The sequence below is a fragment of the Pseudomonas sp. PGPPP1 genome (assembly GCF_002255865.1).
Lineage (GTDB): Bacteria > Pseudomonadota > Gammaproteobacteria > Pseudomonadales > Pseudomonadaceae > Aquipseudomonas > Aquipseudomonas cremoris.
On record NZ_NKIG01000039.1, the window covers coordinates 22,995 to 45,687 of the forward strand.

Annotated in this window: 16 protein-coding genes; 10 read left to right on the forward strand and 6 right to left on the reverse strand. The window is 58.9% G+C overall.

The window, feature by feature from the left end; all coding sequences use genetic code 11:
• Nucleotides 1–10: 10 nt before the first annotated feature.
• The 10 genes from CFE47_RS28240 (at nt 11) to CFE47_RS28285 (ending at nt 14,915) form a co-directional block, all read left to right on the forward strand.
• Nucleotides 11–1,441: a sigma-54-dependent transcriptional regulator gene (locus CFE47_RS28240; protein WP_185708476.1), complete on the forward strand. Its 1,431-nt coding sequence runs from the start codon at nt 11–13 to the stop codon at nt 1,439–1,441.
• A gap of 697 nt (nt 1,442–2,138) precedes the next feature.
• The gene (locus CFE47_RS28245) at nt 2,139–3,527 is read left to right on the forward strand and encodes a polynucleotide adenylyltransferase PcnB (protein ID WP_185708477.1); all 1,389 of its coding nucleotides are present in this window, start codon (nt 2,139–2,141) and stop codon (nt 3,525–3,527) included.
• 2 nt (nt 3,528–3,529) lie between these two features.
• Nucleotides 3,530–4,015: a 2-amino-4-hydroxy-6-hydroxymethyldihydropteridine diphosphokinase gene (folK, locus tag CFE47_RS28250; protein ID WP_286842059.1), complete on the forward strand. Its 486-nt coding sequence runs from the start codon at nt 3,530–3,532 to the stop codon at nt 4,013–4,015.
• Nucleotides 4,016–4,381: 366 nt separating this feature from the next.
• Complete coding sequence (gene panB / locus CFE47_RS28255) at nt 4,382–5,182, forward strand: 3-methyl-2-oxobutanoate hydroxymethyltransferase (RefSeq protein ID WP_185708479.1); 801 nt, start codon at nt 4,382–4,384, stop codon at nt 5,180–5,182.
• On the forward strand, nt 5,179–6,030 hold the full coding sequence (gene panC, locus CFE47_RS28260; RefSeq protein WP_286842062.1) for a pantoate--beta-alanine ligase: 852 nt from the start codon (nt 5,179–5,181) through the stop codon (nt 6,028–6,030). Before panB ends, panC begins: the two co-directional genes overlap by 4 nt.
• Before the next feature lie 213 nt (nt 6,031–6,243).
• Nucleotides 6,244–7,908: a glucose-6-phosphate isomerase gene (gene pgi / locus CFE47_RS28265; protein ID WP_185708481.1), complete on the forward strand. Its 1,665-nt coding sequence runs from the start codon at nt 6,244–6,246 to the stop codon at nt 7,906–7,908.
• A gap of 105 nt (nt 7,909–8,013) precedes the next feature.
• Nucleotides 8,014–9,951 carry an acetate--CoA ligase gene (gene acs, locus CFE47_RS28270; RefSeq protein ID WP_185708482.1) on the forward strand — a complete coding sequence of 646 codons (1,938 nt, stop codon included), beginning with the start codon at nt 8,014–8,016 and terminating at the stop codon, nt 9,949–9,951.
• A 16-nt stretch (nt 9,952–9,967) separates the two neighbouring features.
• Nucleotides 9,968–10,837 carry an oxygenase MpaB family protein gene (locus tag CFE47_RS28275; protein ID WP_185708483.1) on the forward strand — a complete coding sequence of 290 codons (870 nt, stop codon included), beginning with the start codon at nt 9,968–9,970 and terminating at the stop codon, nt 10,835–10,837.
• A gap of 56 nt (nt 10,838–10,893) precedes the next feature.
• Nucleotides 10,894–11,910, forward strand: a complete 1,017-nt coding sequence (locus CFE47_RS28280; protein ID WP_286842065.1) for a class I SAM-dependent rRNA methyltransferase — start codon at nt 10,894–10,896, stop codon at nt 11,908–11,910.
• 86 nt (nt 11,911–11,996) lie between these two features.
• Entirely contained in the window at nt 11,997–14,915 is a 2,919-nt protein-coding gene (locus CFE47_RS28285; protein WP_286842067.1) for a DUF748 domain-containing protein, read from the forward strand.
• 293 nt (nt 14,916–15,208) lie between these two features.
• Here the strand turns inward: CFE47_RS28285 and CFE47_RS28290 are convergent, their stop codons facing one another.
• The 6 genes from CFE47_RS28290 to infB form a co-directional block, all read right to left on the reverse strand.
• On the reverse strand, nt 15,209–15,829 hold the full coding sequence (locus CFE47_RS28290) for a BON domain-containing protein (protein ID WP_286842069.1): 621 nt from the start codon (nt 15,827–15,829) through the stop codon (nt 15,209–15,211).
• Nucleotides 15,830–16,123: 294 nt separating this feature from the next.
• Nucleotides 16,124–18,229, reverse strand: coding sequence for a polyribonucleotide nucleotidyltransferase (gene pnp / locus CFE47_RS28295; protein ID WP_105698723.1), 2,106 nt, complete (start codon nt 18,227–18,229; stop codon nt 16,124–16,126).
• A 195-nt stretch (nt 18,230–18,424) separates the two neighbouring features.
• Nucleotides 18,425–18,694 carry a 30S ribosomal protein S15 gene (gene rpsO, locus CFE47_RS28300; RefSeq protein WP_020299907.1) on the reverse strand — a complete coding sequence of 90 codons (270 nt, stop codon included), beginning with the start codon at nt 18,692–18,694 and terminating at the stop codon, nt 18,425–18,427.
• Between the two features lie 115 nt (nt 18,695–18,809).
• On the reverse strand, nt 18,810–19,727 hold the full coding sequence (gene truB, locus CFE47_RS28305) for a tRNA pseudouridine(55) synthase TruB (protein WP_286842073.1): 918 nt from the start codon (nt 19,725–19,727) through the stop codon (nt 18,810–18,812).
• Between the two features lie 3 nt (nt 19,728–19,730).
• On the reverse strand, nt 19,731–20,126 hold the full coding sequence (rbfA, locus tag CFE47_RS28310; protein WP_016973761.1) for a 30S ribosome-binding factor RbfA: 396 nt from the start codon (nt 20,124–20,126) through the stop codon (nt 19,731–19,733).
• A 159-nt stretch (nt 20,127–20,285) separates the two neighbouring features.
• Nucleotides 20,286–22,693, reverse strand: a 2,408-nt coding sequence (infB, locus tag CFE47_RS28315) for a translation initiation factor IF-2 (protein ID WP_286842076.1), incomplete at its 5' end; no start/stop codon positions are given.

Genomic DNA, 22,693 nt, shown 5'->3' on the forward strand with positions numbered 1-22,693 from the left:
AATTGAATCAATGCCGCACATTTTGATCGTCGAAGACGAAACAATTATCCGCTCTGCCTTGCGTCGCCTGCTTGAACGTAATCAGTACCAGGTCAGCGAAGCTGGCTCGGTGCAGGAAGCCCAGGAGCGTTTCAGCATTCCCACGTTCGACCTGATTGTCAGCGACCTGCGCCTGCCGGGCGCGCCGGGCACTGAGCTGATCAAGCTTGGCCAGGGCACCCCGGTGCTGATCATGACCAGCTACGCCAGCCTGCGCTCGGCGGTGGACTCCATGAAGATGGGCGCGGTGGACTACATCGCCAAGCCGTTCGACCATGACGAGATGCTCCAGGCCGTGGCCCGTATCCTGCGCGACCGTCAGTCGGCCAGCAGTGCGCCTGCCGAACAGCGCCCCGCCGGCAAAACCGCCGACAAACCCGGGGTTGATAACAGCAACGGCGAAATCGGCATCATCGGCTCCTGCCCACCGATGCAGGACCTGTACAGCAAGATCCGCAAAGTGGCGCCAACCGACTCCAATGTGTTGATCCAGGGCGAGTCGGGCACCGGTAAAGAACTGGTCGCCCGCGCCCTGCACAACCTGTCCAAGCGTGCCAAAGCGCCGATGATCTCGGTGAACTGTGCGGCGATCCCGGAATCGCTGATCGAGTCCGAATTGTTCGGCCACGAGAAAGGCGCCTTTACCGGCGCCAGCGCTGGGCGTGCTGGCCTGGTAGAGGCAGCGGACGGCGGCACGTTGTTCCTCGACGAAATCGGCGAGCTGCCACTGGAAGCTCAGGCGCGATTGCTGCGCGTGCTGCAAGAAGGCGAGATTCGCAGAGTGGGTTCGGTGCAATCGCAGAAGGTCGATGTGCGCCTGATCGCGGCCACCCACCGTGACTTGAAGAGCCTGGCCAAGATCGGCCAGTTCCGTGAAGACTTGTATTACCGCCTGCACGTCATTGCACTCAAGCTGCCAGCCCTGCGTGAGCGTGGCGCGGACGTCAACGAGATCGCCAATGCGTTCCTGCTACGCCAGAGCGCGCGCATCAACCGTACCGACCTCAAGTTTGCCCCGGATGCCGAGCAGGCAATTCGGCATTACTCGTGGCCAGGTAACGTGCGGGAACTGGAAAACGCCGTCGAGCGCGCGGTAATCCTGTCGGAGAGCCCGGAGATTTCCGCTGAGTTGCTGGGCATTGATATCGAGCTGAGCGACCTGGAAGACGACGATTTCATCGGCCTGGCCCCGCAACAGGGCGGTGGCAGCAATACCAGCCATGAGCCGACTGAGGATTTGTCACTGGAAGATTACTTCCAGCATTTCGTCCTCGAACACCAGGACCACATGACCGAGACTGAACTGGCACGCAAACTGGGCGTGAGCCGTAAATGCCTGTGGGAACGCCGCCAGCGCCTGGGCATTCCACGCCGCAAGACCGGGGTAGCCAGCGAGAGTTGAGGGTGTTCCCCCACAGGTAACACCCTCAGTTGTGAAAAAACTGTTACCGCTGATTTTTTGCGTAACAAAAGCCGGGGCTTACGGTAACGAAGCCCCGGCTTTTTTTGGCCTGTCAAAAACCAAAAAACGCCTCAAACCCCTGGTTTTGTTGGTCGGTGCAAAAGTTGGCACGCACCCTGCTATATGCTTAGTACAAAAACAATAACAAGCTTTGTACAAGACAATAAAAATAAGACGAATCGACTCACGCATAACAAAAACAACACGGCGGAGGCGCAGCTAACTGATTCTTTTGGAGAGGCGTTGCATTTGGGGCTTGCCCCGCAACCAGGCCGAGAACAACAAAAACTGCCCTAAGGCAGAGCCTGAACTGGTTGGATCGTAGATCAGCAACACAGCGACCAAAGCAATCCGTTTGCTCTTGGCTCCCGATTGGGAGTGTCATGAAGGTGAAGCTTCATGGCGAGGGCGATCAACAAAAACAAGAAGCCCGCAACCAATAATAAAAATAGAGCACGCAACTACTTCTGGGGGAGCTTCGGCTCCCCTTGTAGTTTCCGGGATTTGACCTTTCAAGGCTTATGGCGCAAGGCCTGCAGCTTGTTCCTACACCATCCCCTGACTAAATGCTAGAATCCCCGCCCATCATGCGGTCATTCTTCGTTATGGCCGAACATTCCTTCAAACAGTGCATCCCATGCTGAAGAAGTTGTTCCAGTCATTCCGTTCTCCCTTGCGTCGTACGCAACACAAACGCAGCACGCCTGAAGTGCTCAATAGCAGCCAGCATTCGCTGCAACGTGCTCAATTCAGCCGTTATGCGGTGAATATCGTCGAACGTTTGCAGAACGCCGGTTACCAGGCCTATCTGGTAGGTGGTTGCGTGCGCGACATGCTGCTTAACATCACGCCCAAGGATTTTGACGTCGCCACCAGCGCCACGCCCGAGCAAGTGCGCGCCGAGTTCCGCAATGCGCGAATCATCGGCCGCCGCTTCAAGCTGGTGCACATCCATTTCGGCCGCGAAATCATCGAAGTCGCAACCTTCCGCGCCGGTCACCCGCAAAACGATGACGAGGAAGACACCAATCAGTCTTCGCGCAACGAAAGCGGGCGCATCTTGCGCGACAACGTCTATGGCAGCCTGGAAGAAGACGCGCAGCGCCGCGACTTCACCATCAACGCCCTCTATTACGATCCGGTCAGCGAGCGCATCCTCGATTACGCCAATGGCGTACACGACATTCGCAACAACCTGATTCGCCTGATCGGTGACCCGACGCAGCGTTACCAGGAAGACCCGGTGCGCATGCTGCGGGCCGTGCGCTTTGCCGCCAAGCTGAACTTCGGCATCGAGAAGCACACTGCTGCACCGATTCGCGAGCTGGCACCGATGCTGCGGGAAATCCCCTCGGCACGTCTGTTCGAAGAAGTGCTCAAGCTGTTTCTCTCGGGCTACGCGGCCGACACCTTCGAAATGTTGGTCGACCTGCAATTGTTCGATCCATTGTTCCCGGCCAGCGCCGAAGCACTGGAACACAACCCGACCTATACCCACACGCTGATCAGCGAGGCATTGATCAACACCGACCTGCGCATCAAGCAGAACAAGCCGGTAACCCCGGCGTTCCTGTTTGCCGCACTGTTGTGGCCGGCCTTGCCAAAACGCGTGCTGCGCCTGCAGGACCGTGGCATGCCGCCGATTCCAGCCATGCAGGAAGCCGCTCACGAACTCATCGCCGAACAGTGCCAGCGCATCGCTATTCCGAAGCGCTTCACCATGCCGATCCGTGAGATCTGGGACATGCAGGAGCGCCTGCCCCGCCGCAGCGGCAAACGTGCCGATCTGCTGCTGGACAACCCACGCTTTCGCGCCGGCTACGACTTCCTGCTGCTGCGCGAAAGCGCCGGCGAGCAGACCGACGGCCTGGGCGAATGGTGGACCGACTACCAGGACGCCAATGACAGCGAGCGCCGCGACATGATTCGTGACCTCGGCAGCAAAGGCGATGGCGAAGGCCCGAAGAAGCGTCGTCGCAGTGGCAGCAAGCGCAAACGCAGCGCGGCCGATACCTCGGGCGAATAAACGTGGAACGTATCTACATCGGCATGGGCAGCAATCTGGCTGCCCCGGAACAGCAATTGCGCAGCGCCATCGAAGCGCTGGCGCAATTGCCCGGCACCACCGTTGCGGGTGTATCTGCGTTTTATCAAAGTGACTCCCTGCTTCCGGGCCAGCCGCGCTATACCAATGCGGTTGCCGCCCTCGACAGCAGCCTCACACCCCTGGAGCTGCTGGACGCCTTGCAGGCCATCGAGAACGACCAGGGCCGCGAGCGCCTTGAGCGCTGGGGCCCTCGCACACTCGACCTGGACATTTTGCTGTTCGGCGATCGCCTGATCGACGAGCCGCGCCTCAAGGTGCCTCACTATCAGATGCATCTGCGGGCGTTTGTGCTGTATCCGCTGGCCGAGTTGGCGCCCGCTGAGCTGACACTGCCTGATGGCCAACATCTCAGCCACCTGCTGACGAGTTGCCCATTTGTCGGGTTGGAACGCATCCCGCAAGAATGACTCGGTCTATGTGGGAGCTGGCTTGCCTGCGATGCAGACACCTCGGTCTTTCATTGAGACAGAGGTGATGCTATCGCAGGCAAGCCAGCTCCCACATTTTGATCTCCAGCGTCTTCGAAAACGCCGTTCACATTGCTGAATCGCATCAGTAACAGCGGTAACACCCCGTCCGTAACAATGCGGTAACACATCCAATTGACTTCCCGTGCCCTCCTCACGACTATAGGCGTCCCGCTGCCGCCAACCCGGCGCTAAAGGGCGCAATCCAGGCCTTATAAGCACTGCTCTCAAGACAGTGCGCCTGTATAGACGAAGACTCACGCGCGTTACTCGCTGTTTCCAAGCGCCTGAACGAGGACCCTTTTCATGCCAGACGTTACCCTGACCACCTTGCAGAGCCTCAAGCTCAAAGGTGAAAAAATCACCATGCTGACCTGCTACGACGCCACCTTTGCCCACGCCAGCTGCCAGGCCGGGGTTGAAGTGTTACTGGTGGGCGATTCCCTCGGCATGGTTCTTCAAGGGAATGACAGCACCCTGCCAGTGACCACCGACGAACTCGCCTACCACACCGCCAGCGTCAAGCGTGGCAACGATGGCGCGTTCATCATTGCCGACCTGCCGTTCATGGATTACGCCACCGTCGAACAGACTTTCCAGAACGCAGGCAAGTTGATGCGTGCCGGTGCGCACATGATCAAGGTAGAAGGCGCCGTGTGGCTCGCCGAGTCAATCCGCCTGCTGGCAGAACGAGGCGTGCCGGTATGCGCCCACATGGGTCTCACACCGCAGTCGGTCAACATCCTGGGCGGCTATAAGGTTCAGGGCCGCAACGAAGCCCAGGCGCGCCAGATGCGTGCTGATGCCATCGCCCTGGAACAGGCAGGGGTCGCGATGATCCTGCTCGAATGCGTGCCCAGCGAACTGGCTGCTGAAATTACCCAGGCTGTCAAAGTACCGGTCATCGGTATTGGCGCAGGCTCGGCCACCGACGGCCAAGTACTGGTGCTGCACGACATGCTCGGCCTGTCGATCACCGGCCGCGTGCCGAAGTTCGTGAAAAACTTCATGACCGGCCAGGACAGTATCCACGCCGCCCTGAGCGCCTACGTCGCTGAAGTCAAAGCCGTGACCTTCCCTGGCGCCGAACACGGATTCTCTGCATGAACACCGTAAAAACCGTACGCGAACTGCGGGCCGCTGTGACCCACGCCCGCAACGCCGGTAAACGCATTGGCTTCGTGCCCACCATGGGCAACCTGCACAGCGGCCACGCCACCCTGGTGACCAAGGCGGCGCAACAGGCGGACTTCGTGGTCGCCAGCATCTTCGTCAACCCGCTGCAGTTCGGCGCTGGCGAAGATCTGGACAAGTACCCGCGCACTTTGGCCGCCGACCAGGAGAAGCTGCTGCAAGCCGGCTGCAACCTGCTGTTCGCGCCCACTGTCGAGGAAATGTACCCCGGCGGCACGACCGGCCAGACCCGCGTCAGCGTCCCACAATTGTCCGAGGGCCTGTGTGGCGCAAGCCGCCCGGGGCACTTTGAAGGCGTGGCGACAGTGGTCAGCAAGCTGTTCAACATGGTCCAACCGGACATGGCCGTGTTTGGCCAGAAGGACTACCAGCAACTGGCAGTCATCCGTGCCATGGTCCATGACCTGAACATGCCGATCCAAATCATCGGCGAGCCCACCGTGCGTGCCGACGACGGCCTGGCGCTGTCATCGCGCAACGGCTACCTCACGGAAGAACAACGCGCCATCGCACCCGTCCTGTACCGCAGCCTCAGCCATATCGGCGCTGCGGTCACAGCCGGTGACCGCGACTTCACCAAACTGCGTGCCGAGCAGGTGCGCCTGATCGAAGCCGCCGGGTTGCGCCTGGACTACCTCGAAGTGCGCCAAGGCGTGCATCTGCGTCCGGCCACCGCCGAAGATCGCGACATTGTGATCCTGGTGGCGGCCTACCTCGGTGCCACCCGCCTCATCGACAACCTGCATCTGAACCTCAACTAACCCCCTCCAGTTGCCCTTCCCGCCGTGCCGGTATAAAAAAGTACCGGCCACAGCGCAGACAAAGCCAAGACATATTCACACGCTAGGTTTAATGTAATCGCCCTGCGCTCTTGGTTAGCGCTGTCCGGAACCCGATCCTTGACGACAGGTGGGATGTTCCGGGCTTTGAAGTGTCCTAAAGGCAGTCCCCGTAATAAAAGGAAACCCGCAGCGATGGCGTACTACCGCACTCCTCATGACGTTACCGCTCTGCCCGCCTGGCAAGCGCTCAATCAACATCGCCAAGCCATGCAGGATTTCAGCATGCGCGAAGCGTTCAATGCCGATCCTCAGCGTTTTTCCCAATTCACTTTGAGCAGCTGCGGACTTTTCCTCGATTACTCGAAAAACCTGATCACCAGCCAAACCCGCGACCTGCTCGTGGGTTTGGCCAACGAAGTCGACCTGCAAGGCGCCATCAAGTCTCTGTTCAACGGCGAGCCGGTCAACTCCTCCGAAGGCCGCCCGGCCCTGCACACCGCCCTGCGCCGCCCAGTGGGCGACAAGCTGTCGGTGAATGGCGTGAACATCATGCCGGACGTGCATAAGGTGCTGAACCAGATCACTGACCTGGTCGGTCGCATCCACGACGGCCTGTGGCGTGGCTACACCGAGAAGCCGATCACTGACGTGGTGAACATCGGTATCGGTGGCTCGTTCCTCGGCCCGGAGCTGGTCTCCGAAGCGCTGTTGTCCTACGCCCACAAAGGCGTGCGCTGCCACTACCTGGCGAACATCGACGGTAGCGAATTCCACGAACTGACCATGAAGCTGCGCGCCGAGACCACGCTGTTTATCGTCTCGTCAAAATCCTTCAATACCCTGGAAACCCTGAAAAACGCCCAGGCCGCTCGCGCCTGGTACCTGGCCCAGGGTGGTTCGGAAGCCGAGCTGTATCGCCACTTCATCGCCGTATCGAGCAACAACGCGGCCGCCGTGGCCTTCGGTATTCGCGAAGAAAACATCTTCCCGATGTGGGACTGGGTCGGCGGGCGTTACTCGCTGTGGTCGGCCATCGGCTTACCAATTGCGCTGGCCATCGGCATGTCCAACTTCAAGGAACTGCTGTCCGGTGCCTATACCATGGACCAGCATTTCCAGAACGCCCCGTTCGAACAGAACATGCCGGTGCTGCTCGGCTTGCTGGGCGTGTGGTACGGCAACTTCTGGGGCGCGCAGAGCCATGCGATCCTGCCGTACGACCACTACCTGCGTAACATCACCAAGCACTTGCAACAGTTGGACATGGAATCCAACGGCAAGAGCGTGCGCCAGGACGGTACGCCTGTTTCTACCGATACCGGCCCGGTGATCTGGGGCGGCGTAGGTTGCAACGGCCAACACGCTTACCACCAGTTGCTGCACCAGGGGACCCAACTGATTCCGGCCGACTTCATCGTGCCGATCGTCAGCTTCAACCCAGTGTCCGACCACCATCAGTGGCTGTACGCCAACTGCCTGTCCCAGAGCCAGGCGCTGATGCTCGGCAAGACCCGCAGCGAAGCCGAAGCCGAGCTGCGCGACAAGGGCATGGCGGAAGACGACGTGCAGAAGCTGGCACCGCACAAGGTGATCCCGGGCAACCGCCCGAGCAACACCTTGGTGGTCGAGCGCATCAGCCCACGTCGTCTGGGCGCTCTGGTCGCGATGTATGAACACAAGGTGTTCGTGCAGAGCGTGATCTGGGGCATCAACGCCTTCGACCAATGGGGCGTGGAGCTGGGCAAGGAACTGGGCAAGGGCGTCTACAACCGCCTGACCGGCGCCGAAGAAACCCTGGCCGACGATGCCTCGACACAAGGTTTGATCAACTACTTCCGCGGCCGTCATCGCGGCTGATGCGTTAACTCCAAGGCCAACGTCCGTTTGGACGTTGGCCTTGAACCCTCCCCCCACTGCGTGCATCTTTATCACTTGTCGCTAAAACAAGAATAAGGACTGCTCATGTTCGATATCAGCACATTCCCTGCCGCCGATGCCGTCCGCCGGGCTGCGCAACTCAGTCAAGAGGACTACCAGCGCCTCTACCGCCAATCCATCGAACACCCCGACACCTTCTGGGCCGAACAAGCCAAGGGTTTTCTCGACTGGATCAAGCCCTGGCACACCGTCCAAAGCTCAGACATCAACACCGGCGCCGCCCAATGGTTTGCCGGTGGCCAGCTCAACGTCAGTTACAACTGCATCGACCGTCACCTGGCGCAACGTGCCGATCAGCCGGCCTTCATTTGGGAAGGCGATGATCCGACACAGTCCGCCACAATCACCTACCGCCAACTGCACCAAAATGTCTGCCGTCTGGCCAATGTACTGAAAATCCGTGGCGTGAAGAAAGGCGACCGGGTGTGCATCTATATGCCGATGATCCCGGAAGCGGCCTACGCCATGCTGGCCTGTACGCGTATTGGCGCGGTGCACTCGGTGGTATTCGGTGGTTTCTCGCCGGATGCCCTGCGCGACCGCATCCTCGATGCCGACTGCCGCATCGTGATCACCGCTGACGAAGGCGTGCGCGGCGGCAAGCCAGTGGCGCTGAAACAAAACGTCGACAAGGCCTTGGCCAGTTGCCCGAATGTCAGCACGGTGCTGGTGGTGGAGCGTACTGGCGCAGACCTGATCTGGGTCAAAGACCGCGACCTCAAGTACCAACAAGCACTGGACGCCGCCAGCGACGACTGCCCGCCCGAGCCGATGGACGCCGAAGACCCGCTGTTCATCCTCTACACCTCCGGCAGCACCGGCAAACCCAAAGGCGTGTTGCACACCACCGGCGGCTATCTGCTGCAGGCGGCGATGACCTTCAAGTACGTCCTCGACTACCGCGAGGGCGAAGTGTTCTGGTGCACCGCCGATGTCGGTTGGGTCACCGGCCACAGCTACATCGTGTATGGCCCACTGGCCAACGGTGCCACTTCGCTGATATTCGAAGGCGTGCCGAGCTACCCGGACAGCTCGCGCTTCTGGCAAGTGATCGACAAGCATCAGGTGAATATCTTCTACACCGCGCCCACAGCCTTGCGCGCACTGATGCGTGAAGGCCACGGCCCTCTGGAAAATACCTCTCGCGCCAGCCTGCGCCTGCTCGGCAGCGTCGGCGAGCCGATCAACCCGGAAGCCTGGGACTGGTACTTCAACGCGGTCGGCGAACAGCGCTGCCCCATCGTGGACACGTGGTGGCAGACCGAAACCGGCGGCATCATGCTCAGCCCGTTGGTGAGCGCCCGGCGGATCAAGCCTGGCTGTGCAACCCAGCCAATGTTTGGCGTACAGCCCGTGCTGCTGGATGAACAGGGCAAGGAGTTCAGCGGCGCCGGCAGCGGCGTATTGGCAATCAAGGCCAGTTGGCCGGGGCAGATTCGCGGTGTGTACCATGATCGGCAGCGCATGATCGACACCTATTTCAAACCCTATCCTGGCTACTACTTCACCGGAGACGGCGCACGTCGCGATGAGGACGGTGACTACTGGATCACCGGGCGTATTGACGACGTCATCAACGTTTCCGGCCACCGCATTGGCACCGCAGAAGTCGAAAGCGCGCTGGTGCTGCATGACCAGGTCGCTGAGGCTGCCGTGGTGGGTTACCCGCATGATGTCAAAGGCCAGGGCATCTATGCGTTTGTCACGCCCATGAACGGCGTGGAACCCAGCGAAACCCTGAAAAAACACCTGCTGGAGCTGGTCAGCAAGGAAATCGGCAGCTTTGCCAAGCCGGAACTGATCCAATGGGCGCCGGCCCTGCCGAAAACCCGTTCCGGCAAGATCATGCGCAGGATTCTGCGCAAAATCGCCTGCAACGAACTGGACAGCCTCGGTGATACTTCGACCCTGGCCGACCCAAGCGTGGTGGACGGCCTGATCGACAAACGCCTGAACCGATAGGAACCCCTGAGTCGCCATGGAATTTATCCGCAGCCGTATCGAAAACCAGCTGATGAGCCTCACCGGCCTATCGCTGGGCCAGTTGGACCTGGAAAACCCCAAGGGCGACCCAGGCCTGTTCGGGCCGGACTCGGTGAGCTGGCAAGTCCATGGCGACTTCAGCAGCATGCTCATCGGCGGCATCAGTGCCTTGATGCTGCAAGCTTTGCACCCACTGGCCCTGGCGGGCGTGTGGGACCATTCGAACTTTCGCCAGGACATGCTCGGCAGATTGCGGCGGACTTCGCAATTTATCTCCGGCACCACGTTCGGCTCTCGGCGTGATGCTGAGTGGTTGATCGAAAAAGTGCGCACCATTCACCTGCAAGTGGTCGGCCATGCACCGGATGGGCGACCTTATGCGGCCAGCGACCCGGAGTTGCTGACCTGGGTGCATGTGGCGGAGGTCAGCAACTTCCTGGCCGCACACCTGCGCTACCGCAACCCTCATCTCTCAGGCCGCGACCAAGACCGTTACTACAGCGAAATCGCCCTGGTGGCCGAACGGCTGGGCGCGCGGCATGTTCCGCGCTCACGGCAGGAAGTTTCGGATTATCTGGAGCGCATCCGCCCTCAGTTGTTGTGCGACGAACGCAGTCGCGAAGTGTTGCGCCTGCTGCTCAATGCGCCCTCCCCCAGCACTATGGCCAAGCCGTTCGGGGCCTTGATGATGCAGGCCGGGATCGATCTGCTGCCGGACTGGGCCAGCGACATGCTCGATCAGCATCAGAGCCCGCTGCAACGCCAGATGATCCGCAGCGGCGTCAAACGCAGTGCCCCACTACTGCGCTGGGCGATGCGAAACGGTTCGGTACAGCGCGCCCATCGGCGGATGGGGTTGATGTAGGCAACGCCTCATAGCTGTTAAACTTCGCGCCCTCTTTTCCCAGCAAGGCGCGCTCCATGTCTCCCTTGAATCAGGCGCTGCGCGCCGCCCTCGATCATCGCCAAGACTTGGTCAACGAGCTGCACGCCCAGGGCACCGACTGTTATCGACTGTTCCATGGCAGCCAGGAAGGTGCCGGCGGCCTGACCATCGACCGTTACGGCCCGCAATTGCTGGTACAAAGCTTCCACCAGTCGCTGAAAACCGAAGAGCTGCTGGAACTGCATCAACTGATCAACCAGTACACCGGGCTGGAATTGTTGCTGGTGTACAACGACCGCTCCCGTGGCAACTCGCGGATCGACCGCGAAGACACCGTCTACCGTGCCGATTCTGCCGCGCTGGAAGACCTAGTCGGTCACGAATGGGGCCTTAATTACCGCGTCCGTGGTCGACACGCCGGGCAGGACCCGCTGCTGTTTCTAGACCTGCGCAACACCCGTGGCTGGGTCAAGGCACACAGTGCCGGCAAAAGCGTGCTGAACCTGTTCGCCTACACCTGCGGCGTGGGTCTGAGCGCCGCTGCCGGCGGTGCCCGTGAAGTGTGCAACCTCGACTTTGCCGAAGGCAACCTGGCGGTTGGGCGCGAAAACGGCCTGCTGAACCCGGAATTGCCGACCATGGAATTCGTGCAATCCGACTACTTCCCGGCCATTCGTCAACTGGCCGGCTTGCCGATTACCCAACGTCGCGGGCAGAAGCTGCCGAGCTATCCACGCCTGGAGCAGCGCCAGTACGACCTGGTGCTGTTGGATCCCCCAGCATGGGCGAAGAGCGCATTCGGCACCGTCGACCTGCTTCGCGACTACCAGAGCCTGCTCAAGCCTGCATTGCTGGCCACCGCTGACAACGGCGTGCTGATCTGCTGCAACAACCTGGCAAAAGTCAGCATGGAGGACTGGCGTGAACAGGTACTGCGTTGCGCAGAAAAAGCCGGGCGCCCGGTGCGTGACTGGAAAATCATGACGCCTGGAGCGGATTTTCCTTCACAGGATCAACAGCCCCCTCTTAAAACATTGATACTCCAGCTGTAGTACGTTTCCCAAGAGTCTGGATCTTCGGAACCGAAAACCCGTGCCATACTCCAAGGCACTCCTGTTTGACATAGATGGCGTCACCCATGCCCAAAGGATTGATTCGCGCCATCGGCGCCTTGTTGACCGCTCTAGCCCTGTACAGCTTGCTGGGCTTCCTGATTTTGCCCGGCATTGCCCTTCGCATTGCCAACCAACAGCTGGCCAATTACGCCACAGTGCCGGCCCGGATCGAGCGCATCGAGCTCAACCCATTCAGCCTGGAGCTGACGGTATGGGGCCTGAAAATCGGCGAGCCCGGCAAGGAACAGGTGGGTTTCGAACGCCTCTATGCCAACTTGCAGATCGACAGCCTCTGGACACGCGCGCTGCACCTGGCCGACGTGCAACTGGACCAGCCCAAGACTGAAATATTGTTCGACAAGTCAGGCCAACTGAACCTGGCGCAGCTCTTCAAGCTACCACCCAGCGAGCCAACCCCGGCCGACCCCAACGCCAAACCGTTTCCGCTGCGTATCGACGGCATCAAGTTGGCCGGCGGTTATGTGCACTTCCAGGACTTGCGCCCCAGCGAGCCCATCGAATTTCTTTACAACAAGCTCGATTTCGAGCTGAAAAACCTCAGCACTTTGCCCGAAGACAACGCGGACATGACCTTGGTCGCGGTCGGCCCCGAGGGTGGGCAGATCGACTGGAAAGGTAATTTCAGCCTGATACCGATCACCTCCGAAGGCACGCTGAAAGTCACCGACGGCAAGATGAAGGCCTGGTGGCCCTATGTGCGGGACGCCTTGCCGCTGGTGCTGGAAGACGGCGTACTCAACTTCAGTACTGACTATAAATTTAGCCTGGCCAAAGAGACCGAGCTGAACTTGACCAACACCGCCGCCAGCATCGCCCCGTTTGCCATCAAGGCGCCGGATGGCCGACCTTTGGTACGCCTGGAACGTCTGGATGTCAGTGAAACCACGGTAGATTTGGCCAAACAGCAAGTCGTGGTCGGCAAGATCCGCAGCAACAAGCTGGAAACCTGGGCTGCCCGTGAAGCCGATGGCCAACTGGACTGGCAGAAGCTGTTCGCCAGCCAACCGAGCAAACCCTCGAAGGCACCGGAACCTGCCACCGCGCCGGCCACCGCCGATTCACCAAACCCGGAACCCGCAGCACCGAGCAAGCCTTGGCAAGTACTGCTCAAGGACGTGCAACTGCGTAACTATCAGGTGCACCTGGCAGACCGTCAGGCCAAGCCGGCAGTCGCGCTGGAACTGGGCCCACTGAATGTTGATGTGCAGAACTTCGACAGCCTTAACCAAAGCCCGTTTACCCTGAAGATCGACACTGGCCTTGGCAAACAGGGCAAGATCGCCGCGACCGGCGAGATCAACCTCAACCCGGTCAGCGCCAAGCTCAAAGTGAATACCCAGGACATCGACCTACGGGTTGCGCAGTCTTACATCAGCCCATTCATTCGCCTGGAACTGCGCAGCGGCATGCTCGGCAGCAACCTGGATGTGAACCTGAAAAGCACTGACCCACTCAAGCTTCAGGTCACTGGCCGGGCACAGGTCGACCAGTTGCACACCCTCGACACGCTCAAGACCCGCGATTTCGTCAAATGGCAGCGCCTGGTGGTGGAGGGCTTGAACTATCAGCACGGTGATAGCCTGTCGATCGACAAGGTCAACCTGCTGCAACCGTATGCGCGCTTCATGATCAATGATGACCGCACCACCAACGTCGATGATCTGCTGATCCCGCAGCCGCCCGATAAAGGCCCCAAGCCGGCCAGCAAAGAGAAACCGCTGGGTATTCATGTAGGGCAGATTGCGATCAATGACGGCTCGGCCAACTTTGCCGACTTCAGCCTGACCCCCAACTTTGCCACCGCCATCCAACAGCTCAACGGACAGATCGGCACCATTGATAGCCGCCAAGCCAAACCGGCCAGTGTCGATATCAAGGGCAAAGTGGACCGTTATGCACCGGTAACTATCAAAGGCAGCGTGAACCCGTTCGACCCGATGGCGGCGCTGGATATTGCCACCAGTTTCAAACGTGTCGAATTGACCACCCTGACCCCGTACTCCGGCAAGTTCGCCGGGTTCCGCATTCGCAAGGGTCGTCTCAACCTCGACCTACACTACGTGATCACCAAAGGCCAGTTGAAGGCCGAAAACAAAGTAGTGGTGGAACAGTTACAACTGGGCGAGAAGGTCGACAGTGCCGACGCCGTGGACTTGCCGATTCGACTGGCGATTGCCCTGCTAAAAGACAGCGACGGCAAGATCTCCATCGAGCTGCCGGTGACCGGGGACTTGAACAACCCGCAATTCAGCGTCATGCCGATTGTGTGGCAGACCCTGCGTAACCTGGTGGTGCGAGCAGCGACCGCGCCGTTCAAGTTCATCGGCGGGCTGATCAGCGGAGGCGGCGCAGAGGATTTGGGGAATGTGTCGTTTGCCGCCGGCTCCAGCGAATTGAGCAAGGACGCCGAGGGCGCCTTGAATACGCTGGCCAAGGCACTCAAAGAGCGACCTGCCCTGCGCCTGGAAATCGAAGGCACCGCCGCAGCCAGCAGCGATGGCCCATTCCTGGCCGCCCAACGCCTGGAACGGGAATACCAGTACAACTACTACAAAATTCTTCAGCGTCGTGGGGACAAGGTCCCGGCCCAGGCTTCATTGCTTGTCGTCCCAGAGAAGGAAAAGGCCCCACTGCTGGAAGGCATCTACCGCACACGACTCAAACAGCAACCGCCGGCCGAGTGGAAAAACCTGAGCGACGATGACCGCGCTGCGAAGCTGCGCGAAGGCGTCATCACGTTCTGGAGTGGCAGTGACGTTCTGCTGCGACAATTGGGTCAGGACCGCGCCAGCACCATCAAGGATTACCTGGTGGACAAAGGCCAACTGGAAGATGAGCGGGTGTACTTCATTGATGCCAACCTGGGTCAGGCGGAGAAGGATGGTCGAGTGGTGACACCGATGCATCTGGATGCCGAGTGAACCCATAGCAACACACCTCTAAATGTGGGAGCGGGCTTGCTCGCGAATGCGGTGGAACAGTCGATATACCTGTGACTGACACACCGCATTCGCGAGCAAGCCCGCTCCCACATTTGACCTCATCGCCTTGCCGGCAGTATTCCACCCCACAATAGAACAGGCCCCGACACGAATGCCGGGGCCTGTAATGACCACATCCTTGTGGTCGGTCGCATGAACACGTGAGGTGCATTGAGTGGATATCTAGCTCACTCGTTGCCGCCGACGCTTAGTTCAAGGCGATAAATTAAGCGTTACTCTGCTTTCAGGCCATCAGCCGATACAGCTTTAACGCCTTTGATTTTCTTGGTGATGTTCACTGCGGTGGTTTTCTGTGCATCGGTCACTGCGACAGTCGACGACAGGGAAACAACACCTTTGTTGGTTTCGACTTTAATGTCGGTACCAGGAATACCTTTTTCGGTAACCAGATCAGCTTTCACTTTGGTAGTGATCCAGGTATCGGAAGTAGCGCCTTTTGCGTCAGAAGCAGCAGCCTTGGTTTTATCAACGTTGTCAGCTTTGTATGCGCCACCTGCATGCAGGCTGTCCGCGGACACTGCAGTCACACCCTTGATTTTCTTGGTGATCGCTACAGCAGTTGCTTTTTGCGATTCGGAAATCTCTACGTCAGACGACAGGGTTACTACACCTTTGTTGGTCTCAACCTTGATGTCCGAACCTGGAATGCCTTTTTCGGTCAGCAGGTCAGCTTTGACTTTGGTGGTGATCCACGTGTCAGAGGTGGACTCTTTTGTTTTAGTCACTTCACCAGCGGCCAGGGTCATCGGCGCTTGGGAAGTTTGAGCAAAGGCAACGTTGGCCCCCATAGCCAGGGTCAGAGCGGTAGCAGTAGCGAGAGCGAACTTCTTCATACGAGTAACTCCTGTTTTATTAAAAGTCTGCAGTGTGTGTACCTAGATGCTGCAGCGTTAACAGGGATATTGCAGGCGCTGTGCCAAGTTTTAAAACCAGTTAAAATCCTTACAAATCAACAACTTATAAAATTCATAGATTTTCGAAATCGTGCAACTTGCATGAAGCCGATCGTGCCTGCATGCAAGTTGCGGTTTTTGCCAGCAGGTAAACGGCTGATTTGGCTTCACTTTCCAGCGCCCATAAAAAAAGGACTCCGAAGAGTCCTTTCTACAGCTTGAAGCTCGGAGTACTTAAACGCCCGAAGCCTTGGCTGCTGCTACGTCCTTGATGGACAGCTTGATACGGCCGCGGTTATCCACGTCCAGTACCAACACTTCCACTTCCTGGCCTTCTTTCAGAATGTCGGTCACTTTCTCAACGCGAGCGTCGCTCAGCATGGAGATGTGAACCAGACCGTCTTTGCCCGGCAGGATGTTGACGAATGCGCCGAAGTCGACGATGCGCTCAACTTTACCCACGTAGATCTTGCCGATCTCGGCCTCAGCGGTAATACCCAGGACGCGCTGGCGTGCAGCTTCAGCCGCTTCCTTGGTTTCGCCGAAGATCTTGATCGAACCGTCGTCTTCGATGTCGATCGAAGCCTTGGTTTCTTCACAGATCGCACGGATGGTCGCGCCGCCTTTACCGATAACATCACGGATTTTGTCGGTGTCGATTTTCATCGCGATCATGGTCGGAGCATTTTCCGACAGTTCAGTACGGGACTGACCAATGATCTGGTTCATCTGACCGAGGATGTTCAGGCGCGCTTCCAGGGCTTGGCCCAGAGCGATTTCCATGATCTCTTCGGTGATGCCCTTGATCTTGATGTCCATCTGCAGCGCGGTAACACCTTTAGCGGTACCAGCTACTTTGAAGTCCATGTCGCCCAGGTGGTCTTCGTCACCCAGGATGTCGGTCAGGATGGCGAACTTCTCGCCTTCTTTAACCAGGCCCATGGCGATACCGGCAACCGGCGCCTTCATCGGCACACCAGCGTCCATCAGCGCCAGGGAGGCACCGCACACGGAAGCCATGGAGCTGGAACCGTTGGACTCGGTGATTTCCGAAACAACACGGATGGTGTACGGGAACACGTCCGCAGCAGGCAGCATGGCCTGTACCGAACGACGCGCCAGACGGCCGTGACCGATTTCGCGACGACCAGCGCCACCCATGCGACCACACTCACCTACCGAGAACGGAGGGAAGTTGTAGTGCAGCATGAACGGGTCTTTTTTCTCGCCTTCCAGGGTGTCCAGCAGCTGTGCGTCACGGGCGGTGCCCAGAGTCGCGACTACCAGGGCCTGGGTTTCACCACGGGTGAACAGGGCCGAACCGTGAGTCTTCGGCAGAACGCCGACTTCGATGTTCAGCGGACGTACGGTGCGGGTGTCGCGACCGTCGATACGTGGTTTGCCGTTTACGATGTTTTCGCGAACGGTGCGGTATTCGATTTCACCGAAAGCAGCTTTGACTTCGCTGGAAGAAGGCTGGCCTTCTTCACCGGACAGCTTGGCCACAACCTGGTCCTTCAGCTCGCCCAGGCGAGCGTAACGGTCGGCCTTGACGGTGATGGTGTAGGCGTCGGAGATGGCAGCGCCGAACTCGGAGCGGATAGCGCCCAGCAGTTCAGTGGCTTCGGCTTGTGGAGCCCAGGTCCAGGTTGGCTTGGCAGCTTCGGCAGCCAGCTCGGTAACAGCCTTGATGACAGCCTGGAACTCGTCATGGGCGAACAGTACGGCGCCCAGCATCTGGTCTTCGGTCAGCTCTTTGGCTTCCGATTCAACCATCAGAACGGCTTCCGAAGTACCGGCAACGACCATGTCCAGGCTCGATGCTTTCAGTTGCTCGTAAGTCGGGTTCAGCAGGTAGCCGGTGCTTTCGTGGAAAGCAACGCGAGCTGCGCCGATCGGGCCATCGAAAGGAATGCCGGAGATAGCCAGGGCAGCCGAGGTACCGATCATCGCAGCGATGTCCGGATCGGTCTTCTTACTGGTGGAAACGACGGTGCAGACAACCTGCACTTCGTTCATGAAGCCTTCTGGGAACAGCGGACGGATCGGACGGTCGATCAGTCGGGAAGTCAGGGTTTCTTTCTCGGAAGGACGGCCTTCGCGCTTGAAGAAACCGCCAGGGATCTTACCGGCAGCGTAAGTTTTTTCCTGGTAGTGAACGGAAAGAGGGAAGAAGCCTTTGCTTGGGTCAGCGGTCTTGGCGCCAACAACGGTTACCAATACGGTAACGTCATCGTCAACGGTAACCAGCACTGCGCCGGAGGCTTGACGGGCGATACGGCCTGTCTCGAGGGTAACGGTCGACTGACCGAACTGGAATTTTTTGATAACCGGGTTCACGGTGTCCTACCTTCTTTGTGGCTCTTGGGGGAACTTTTCTTCTTGCGAAATTCTTGGGCAATGTCGGGAATCGGCCCGAGCCTGGTCCAGGGTAAAACGTGTATCCAGATAAAACTTGAGGCTGGGAGCCTACCATGGGCCAGCGGAAATCCCACTGGCACACGGCAGACAACCAACCTCTAGCGCAATCGCTTATTAGCGACGCAGACCCAGGCGAGCGATCAGCGAGCTGTAACGGCTCACGTCCTTGCCCTTCAGGTAGTCCAGCAGCTTACGACGCTGGTTTACCATGCGGATCAGACCACGACGGGAGTGGTGGTCTTTACCGTTGGCCTTGAAGTGACCTTGCAGCTTGTTGATGTTGTGGGTCAGCAGTGCAACTTGCACTTCTGGCGAACCAGTGTCACCAACAGCTTGCTGATAGTCAGCTACGATTTGTGCTTTTTCTTGAACGTCGAGAGCCATGAGGCAATCCTTTTTTCAGGAAACCACCCAAAGGGCAGTTTCAACAGGCCAGGGACAAATCCCTGTATCTAAAAATGAGTAGTGACCGTGCCTGTTAACAGCCACCCTCGTTCGGTCATTCTGACCGAATCAGTCGACGCGGCGCGATGCGCCCGTCTTCGCTCACTTCACCAATACCGATGAAGCGACCGTTGTGATCTTGTACGCGCACCATGCCAAACTTCGGTGCATCCGGGGCACGTACCGGCTGGCCGTTAAGCCAGTAGAACGCGCTGTGCTCCGAGAAGTGCAGCAATGGCCAATCCAGCAAACCGCTGTCCGACGGCATCAGGAAGCGATCAACTGCTTCGTTGCCGCCCTCGGCGTGTACCGCTTCCAGCTCTTCCAGCGTGACCGTCTGGGCCAGCGTGAAAGGGCCAGCCTGTGTGCGTCGCAGTTCTGCAACGTACGCGCCGCAACCGAGCTGTTCACCAATATCTTCCACCAGGGTACGGATATAGGTGCCTTTGCTGCAGTCCACGGCCAAGCGAGCGGTGTCGCCTTCACAGGCGAGCAATTCCAAGCGCGCAATAGTAACAGAACGCGGTTCACGCTCCACTACTTCGCCCGCACGTGCCAGCTTGTAAAGAGGCTGTCCATCACGCTTGAGCGCCGAGTACATCGGCGGTATCTGACTGATTTCACCGCGAAAACCGGGTAAAGCAGCTTCGATATCAGCACGACCAACGGTCACGTCGCGAACCTGCAAAACATCACCTTCAGCGTCTGCCGTGGTGGTGGTCTTGCCCAATTGCATCAGGGTTTCGTAACCCTTGTCAGAATCGAGCAGGTACTGCGAAAACTTGGTGGCCTCACCAAAGCACAGCGGCAATACGCCGGTGGCCAGGGGATCAAGGCTGCCAGTGTGCCCGGCCTTCTCGGCATTGAGCAGCCAGCGGACCTTCTGCAATGCGGCATTGGAGGTAAAGCCAATGGGCTTATCGAGCAGAATGATGCCGCTGACGTTGCGACGGATACGTTTGACCTGAGCCACCGCTTACTCCTTGGCGTCTTCAGGTGTGGACGGGTGCTGGCTGTCCTCAGCCACGGCGCGCTCGATCAGGGCCGACAGGTGCGCACCACGCACGACGCTTTCGTCGTAGTGGAAGTGCAACTGAGGAACGCTGCGCAGCTTCATTTCACGGGCCAACTGCATGCGCAGGAAGCCAGCTGCCGAGTTGAGCACCTTGATGCTTTGCGCGATTTCTTCGCTGCTGTCCTGCCCCATCACGGTGATGAAGATCTTGGCGTGACCCACGTCACGGCTCACTTCTACGGCGGTGATGGTGACCAGGCCAACGCGCGGGTCTTTGACTTCGCGACGGATCAGTTGGGCCAGCTCGCGCTGCATCTGATCGCCGATACGTTGGGTACGGCTGTATTCTTTTGCCATGTCTTGTTACCTGTTACTGCCACACGGTGAAACCCGTGGGGTCTGAAAGCGGCAAACGCCCGGCCTGACAAAAGCCAGACCGGGCGTTGCGTTTAGAGTCCGTACGCTGCGCGGGGCATTTGCATGCCCACACGCCGCGTGGCTCCGGAAGTGCGCGAGTTAGAGGCTGCGAGCAACCTGAACCTTCTCGAAGACTTCGATCTTGTCGCCAACCTTGACGTCGTTGTAGCTCTTGACGCCGATACCGCACTCCATGCCGGCACGTACTTCGGAAGCGTCATCCTTGAAGCGGCGCAGGGATTCCAGCTCGCCTTCGAAGATAACGATGTCTTCACGCAGTACACGGATTGGACGGTTACGGTACACGGTGCCTTCGACAACCATGCAGCCGGCGATCGCGCCGAATTTCGGCGAGCGGAACACGTCACGCACCTCGGCGATACCCAGGATGTTCTCCCGGACGTCGCTGCCAAGCATGCCGGTGAGGGCTTTCTTGACGTCTTCGATGATGTCGTAGATGACGTTGTAGTAACGCATGTCCAGGCCTTCCTGCTCGACGATCTTGCGAGCGCCAGCATCGGCACGCACGTTGAAGCCGAACAGTACAGCGTTGGAAGCCAGTGCCAGGTTGGCGTCGGACTCGGTGATACCACCGACACCGCCACCGACAACGCGCACTTGCACTTCGTCGTTACCCAGGCCGTTCAAGGCGCCGTTCAACGCTTCGAGGGAACCACGTACGTCAGATTTGAGGACGATGTTAAGCGTCTTCTTCTCTTCCTGGCCCATGTTCTCGAAGATGTTTTCCAGCTTGCCGGCGTGAGCACGGGCCAGCTTGACTTCACGGAACTTGCCTTGACGGAACAGAGCCACTTCACGGGCTTTCTTCTCGTCGGCCACAACGCTCATCTCGTCGCCAGCGTCCGGAGTACCGTCCAGGCCGAGGATCTCGACCGGGATAGCAGGACCTGCTTCCTTGATTGGCTTGCCGTTCTCGTCGAGCATGGCACGTACACGGCCGTAGTTGGAACCGACCAGCACCATGTCGCCTTGGCGCAGGGTACCGTCTTGAACCAGAACGGTCGCAACCGGGCCACGGCCCTTGTCGAGGCGGGACTCAACCACAACACCACGGCCTGGAGCCGATGGAGTGGCAGTCAGTTCCAGCACTTCGGCTTGCAACAGAACGGCTTCGAGCAGTTCGTCAACGCCGGTACCCATCTTCGCCGAGACCGGTACGAATGGAGTGTCGCCACCCCACTCTTCGGATGTCACGCCGTGGACCGACAGTTCGCTACGGATGCGATCGAGATCGGCGCCCGGCTTGTCGATTTTGTTCACAGCAACGACCAACGGAACGCCAGCTGCCTTGGCATGCTGAACGGCTTCGATGGTTTGTGGCATCACGCCGTCGTCGGCTGCAACCACCAGGATCACGATGTCGGTCGCCTTGGCACCACGGGCACGCATCGCGGTAAACGCGGCGTGACCAGGGGTGTCGAGGAACGTCACCATGCCACGGTCGGTTTCAACGTGGTACGCACCGATGTGCTGGGTGATACCGCCGGCTTCGCCAGCAGCAACCTTGGCACGACGGATGTAGTCGAGCAGGGATGTTTTACCGTGGTCAACGTGGCCCATTACGGTCACAACCGGCGCACGGGAAACCGCCTCACCTTCAAACTTCAGGGACTCGGCCAGGGAATCTTCCAGGGCGGTGTCGCTGACCAGGGTCACTTTGTGGCCCAGCTCTTCAGCAACCAGTTGGGCAGTTTCCTGATCCAATACCTGGTTGATGGTGGCTGGAGTACCCAGCTTGAACATGAACTTGATGATTTCAGCAGCCTTGACCGACATCTGCTGGGCGAGATCGCCAACAGTGATGGTCTCGCCGATCTTCACTTCGCGCACAACAGGGCCGGTTGGGCTCTGGAAACCGTGGGCGTTGCGTTTTTTCAGCTTGGCCTTGCCACGACCACCACGACGGAAGCCATCGCTTTCTTCGTCGGTAGTACGTGGGGCAACGCGTGGAGCAGGCGCTTTCTCTTTAACCGAGGCACGATGCGGAGCGTTTTTGCGCTCACCATCGCCACCACCGCCGCGACGATTGTTATCGTCAGCACGTGGCTTGTCTGGGCGACGAGGTTCGTCACGCTTGCGAGCATCGGCAGCTGGAGCAGGTGCGGCGGCAACGGGAGCGGCCTCACGCACAGCTTCAACCGGCGCGCTAGGCGCGGCAACTGCTTCAGTGGCAGCAGGTTGCGCAGCAGCAGGCTGGCGACGCGCTTCTTCTTCGGCGCGACGCTTGGCTTCTTCTTCAGCCTTCTGACGAGCGGCATTTTCTACTGCGCGACGTTCTTCAAGTTCGCGTTTGCGCTCGGCTTCGATTTCTTCCGGGCTGCGCTGTACGAAGACTTTCTTCTTGCGTACTTCAACGCTAATGCTCTTGCTACCAGCAACACGCAGGGTGCTGGTGGTTTTGCGCTGCAATGTAATCTTGCGCGGTTCTTCCACTTTCGCCTTGTGGCTGCTCTTCAAGTGAGTCAGCAAAGACTGCTTCTCACTAT

Coding starts and splice junctions, on each gene's coding strand:
- CFE47_RS28240 (WP_185708476.1), top strand. CDS start 11: ATGCCGCACATTTTGATCGTCGAAGACGAAACAATTATCCGCTCTGCC.
- CFE47_RS28245 (WP_185708477.1), top strand. CDS start 2,139: ATGCTGAAGAAGTTGTTCCAGTCATTCCGTTCTCCCTTGCGTCGTACG.
- panB (WP_185708479.1), top strand. CDS start 4,382: ATGCCAGACGTTACCCTGACCACCTTGCAGAGCCTCAAGCTCAAAGGT.
- panC (WP_286842062.1), top strand. CDS start 5,179: ATGAACACCGTAAAAACCGTACGCGAACTGCGGGCCGCTGTGACCCAC.
- pgi (WP_185708481.1), top strand. CDS start 6,244: ATGGCGTACTACCGCACTCCTCATGACGTTACCGCTCTGCCCGCCTGG.
- acs (WP_185708482.1), top strand. CDS start 8,014: ATGTTCGATATCAGCACATTCCCTGCCGCCGATGCCGTCCGCCGGGCT.
- CFE47_RS28275 (WP_185708483.1), top strand. CDS start 9,968: ATGGAATTTATCCGCAGCCGTATCGAAAACCAGCTGATGAGCCTCACC.
- CFE47_RS28280 (WP_286842065.1), top strand. CDS start 10,894: ATGTCTCCCTTGAATCAGGCGCTGCGCGCCGCCCTCGATCATCGCCAA.
- CFE47_RS28285 (WP_286842067.1), top strand. CDS start 11,997: ATGCCCAAAGGATTGATTCGCGCCATCGGCGCCTTGTTGACCGCTCTA.
- CFE47_RS28290 (WP_286842069.1), bottom strand. CDS start 15,829: ATGAAGAAGTTCGCTCTCGCTACTGCTACCGCTCTGACCCTGGCTATG.
- rpsO (WP_020299907.1), bottom strand. CDS start 18,694: ATGGCTCTCGACGTTCAAGAAAAAGCACAAATCGTAGCTGACTATCAG.
- rbfA (WP_016973761.1), bottom strand. CDS start 20,126: ATGGCAAAAGAATACAGCCGTACCCAACGTATCGGCGATCAGATGCAG.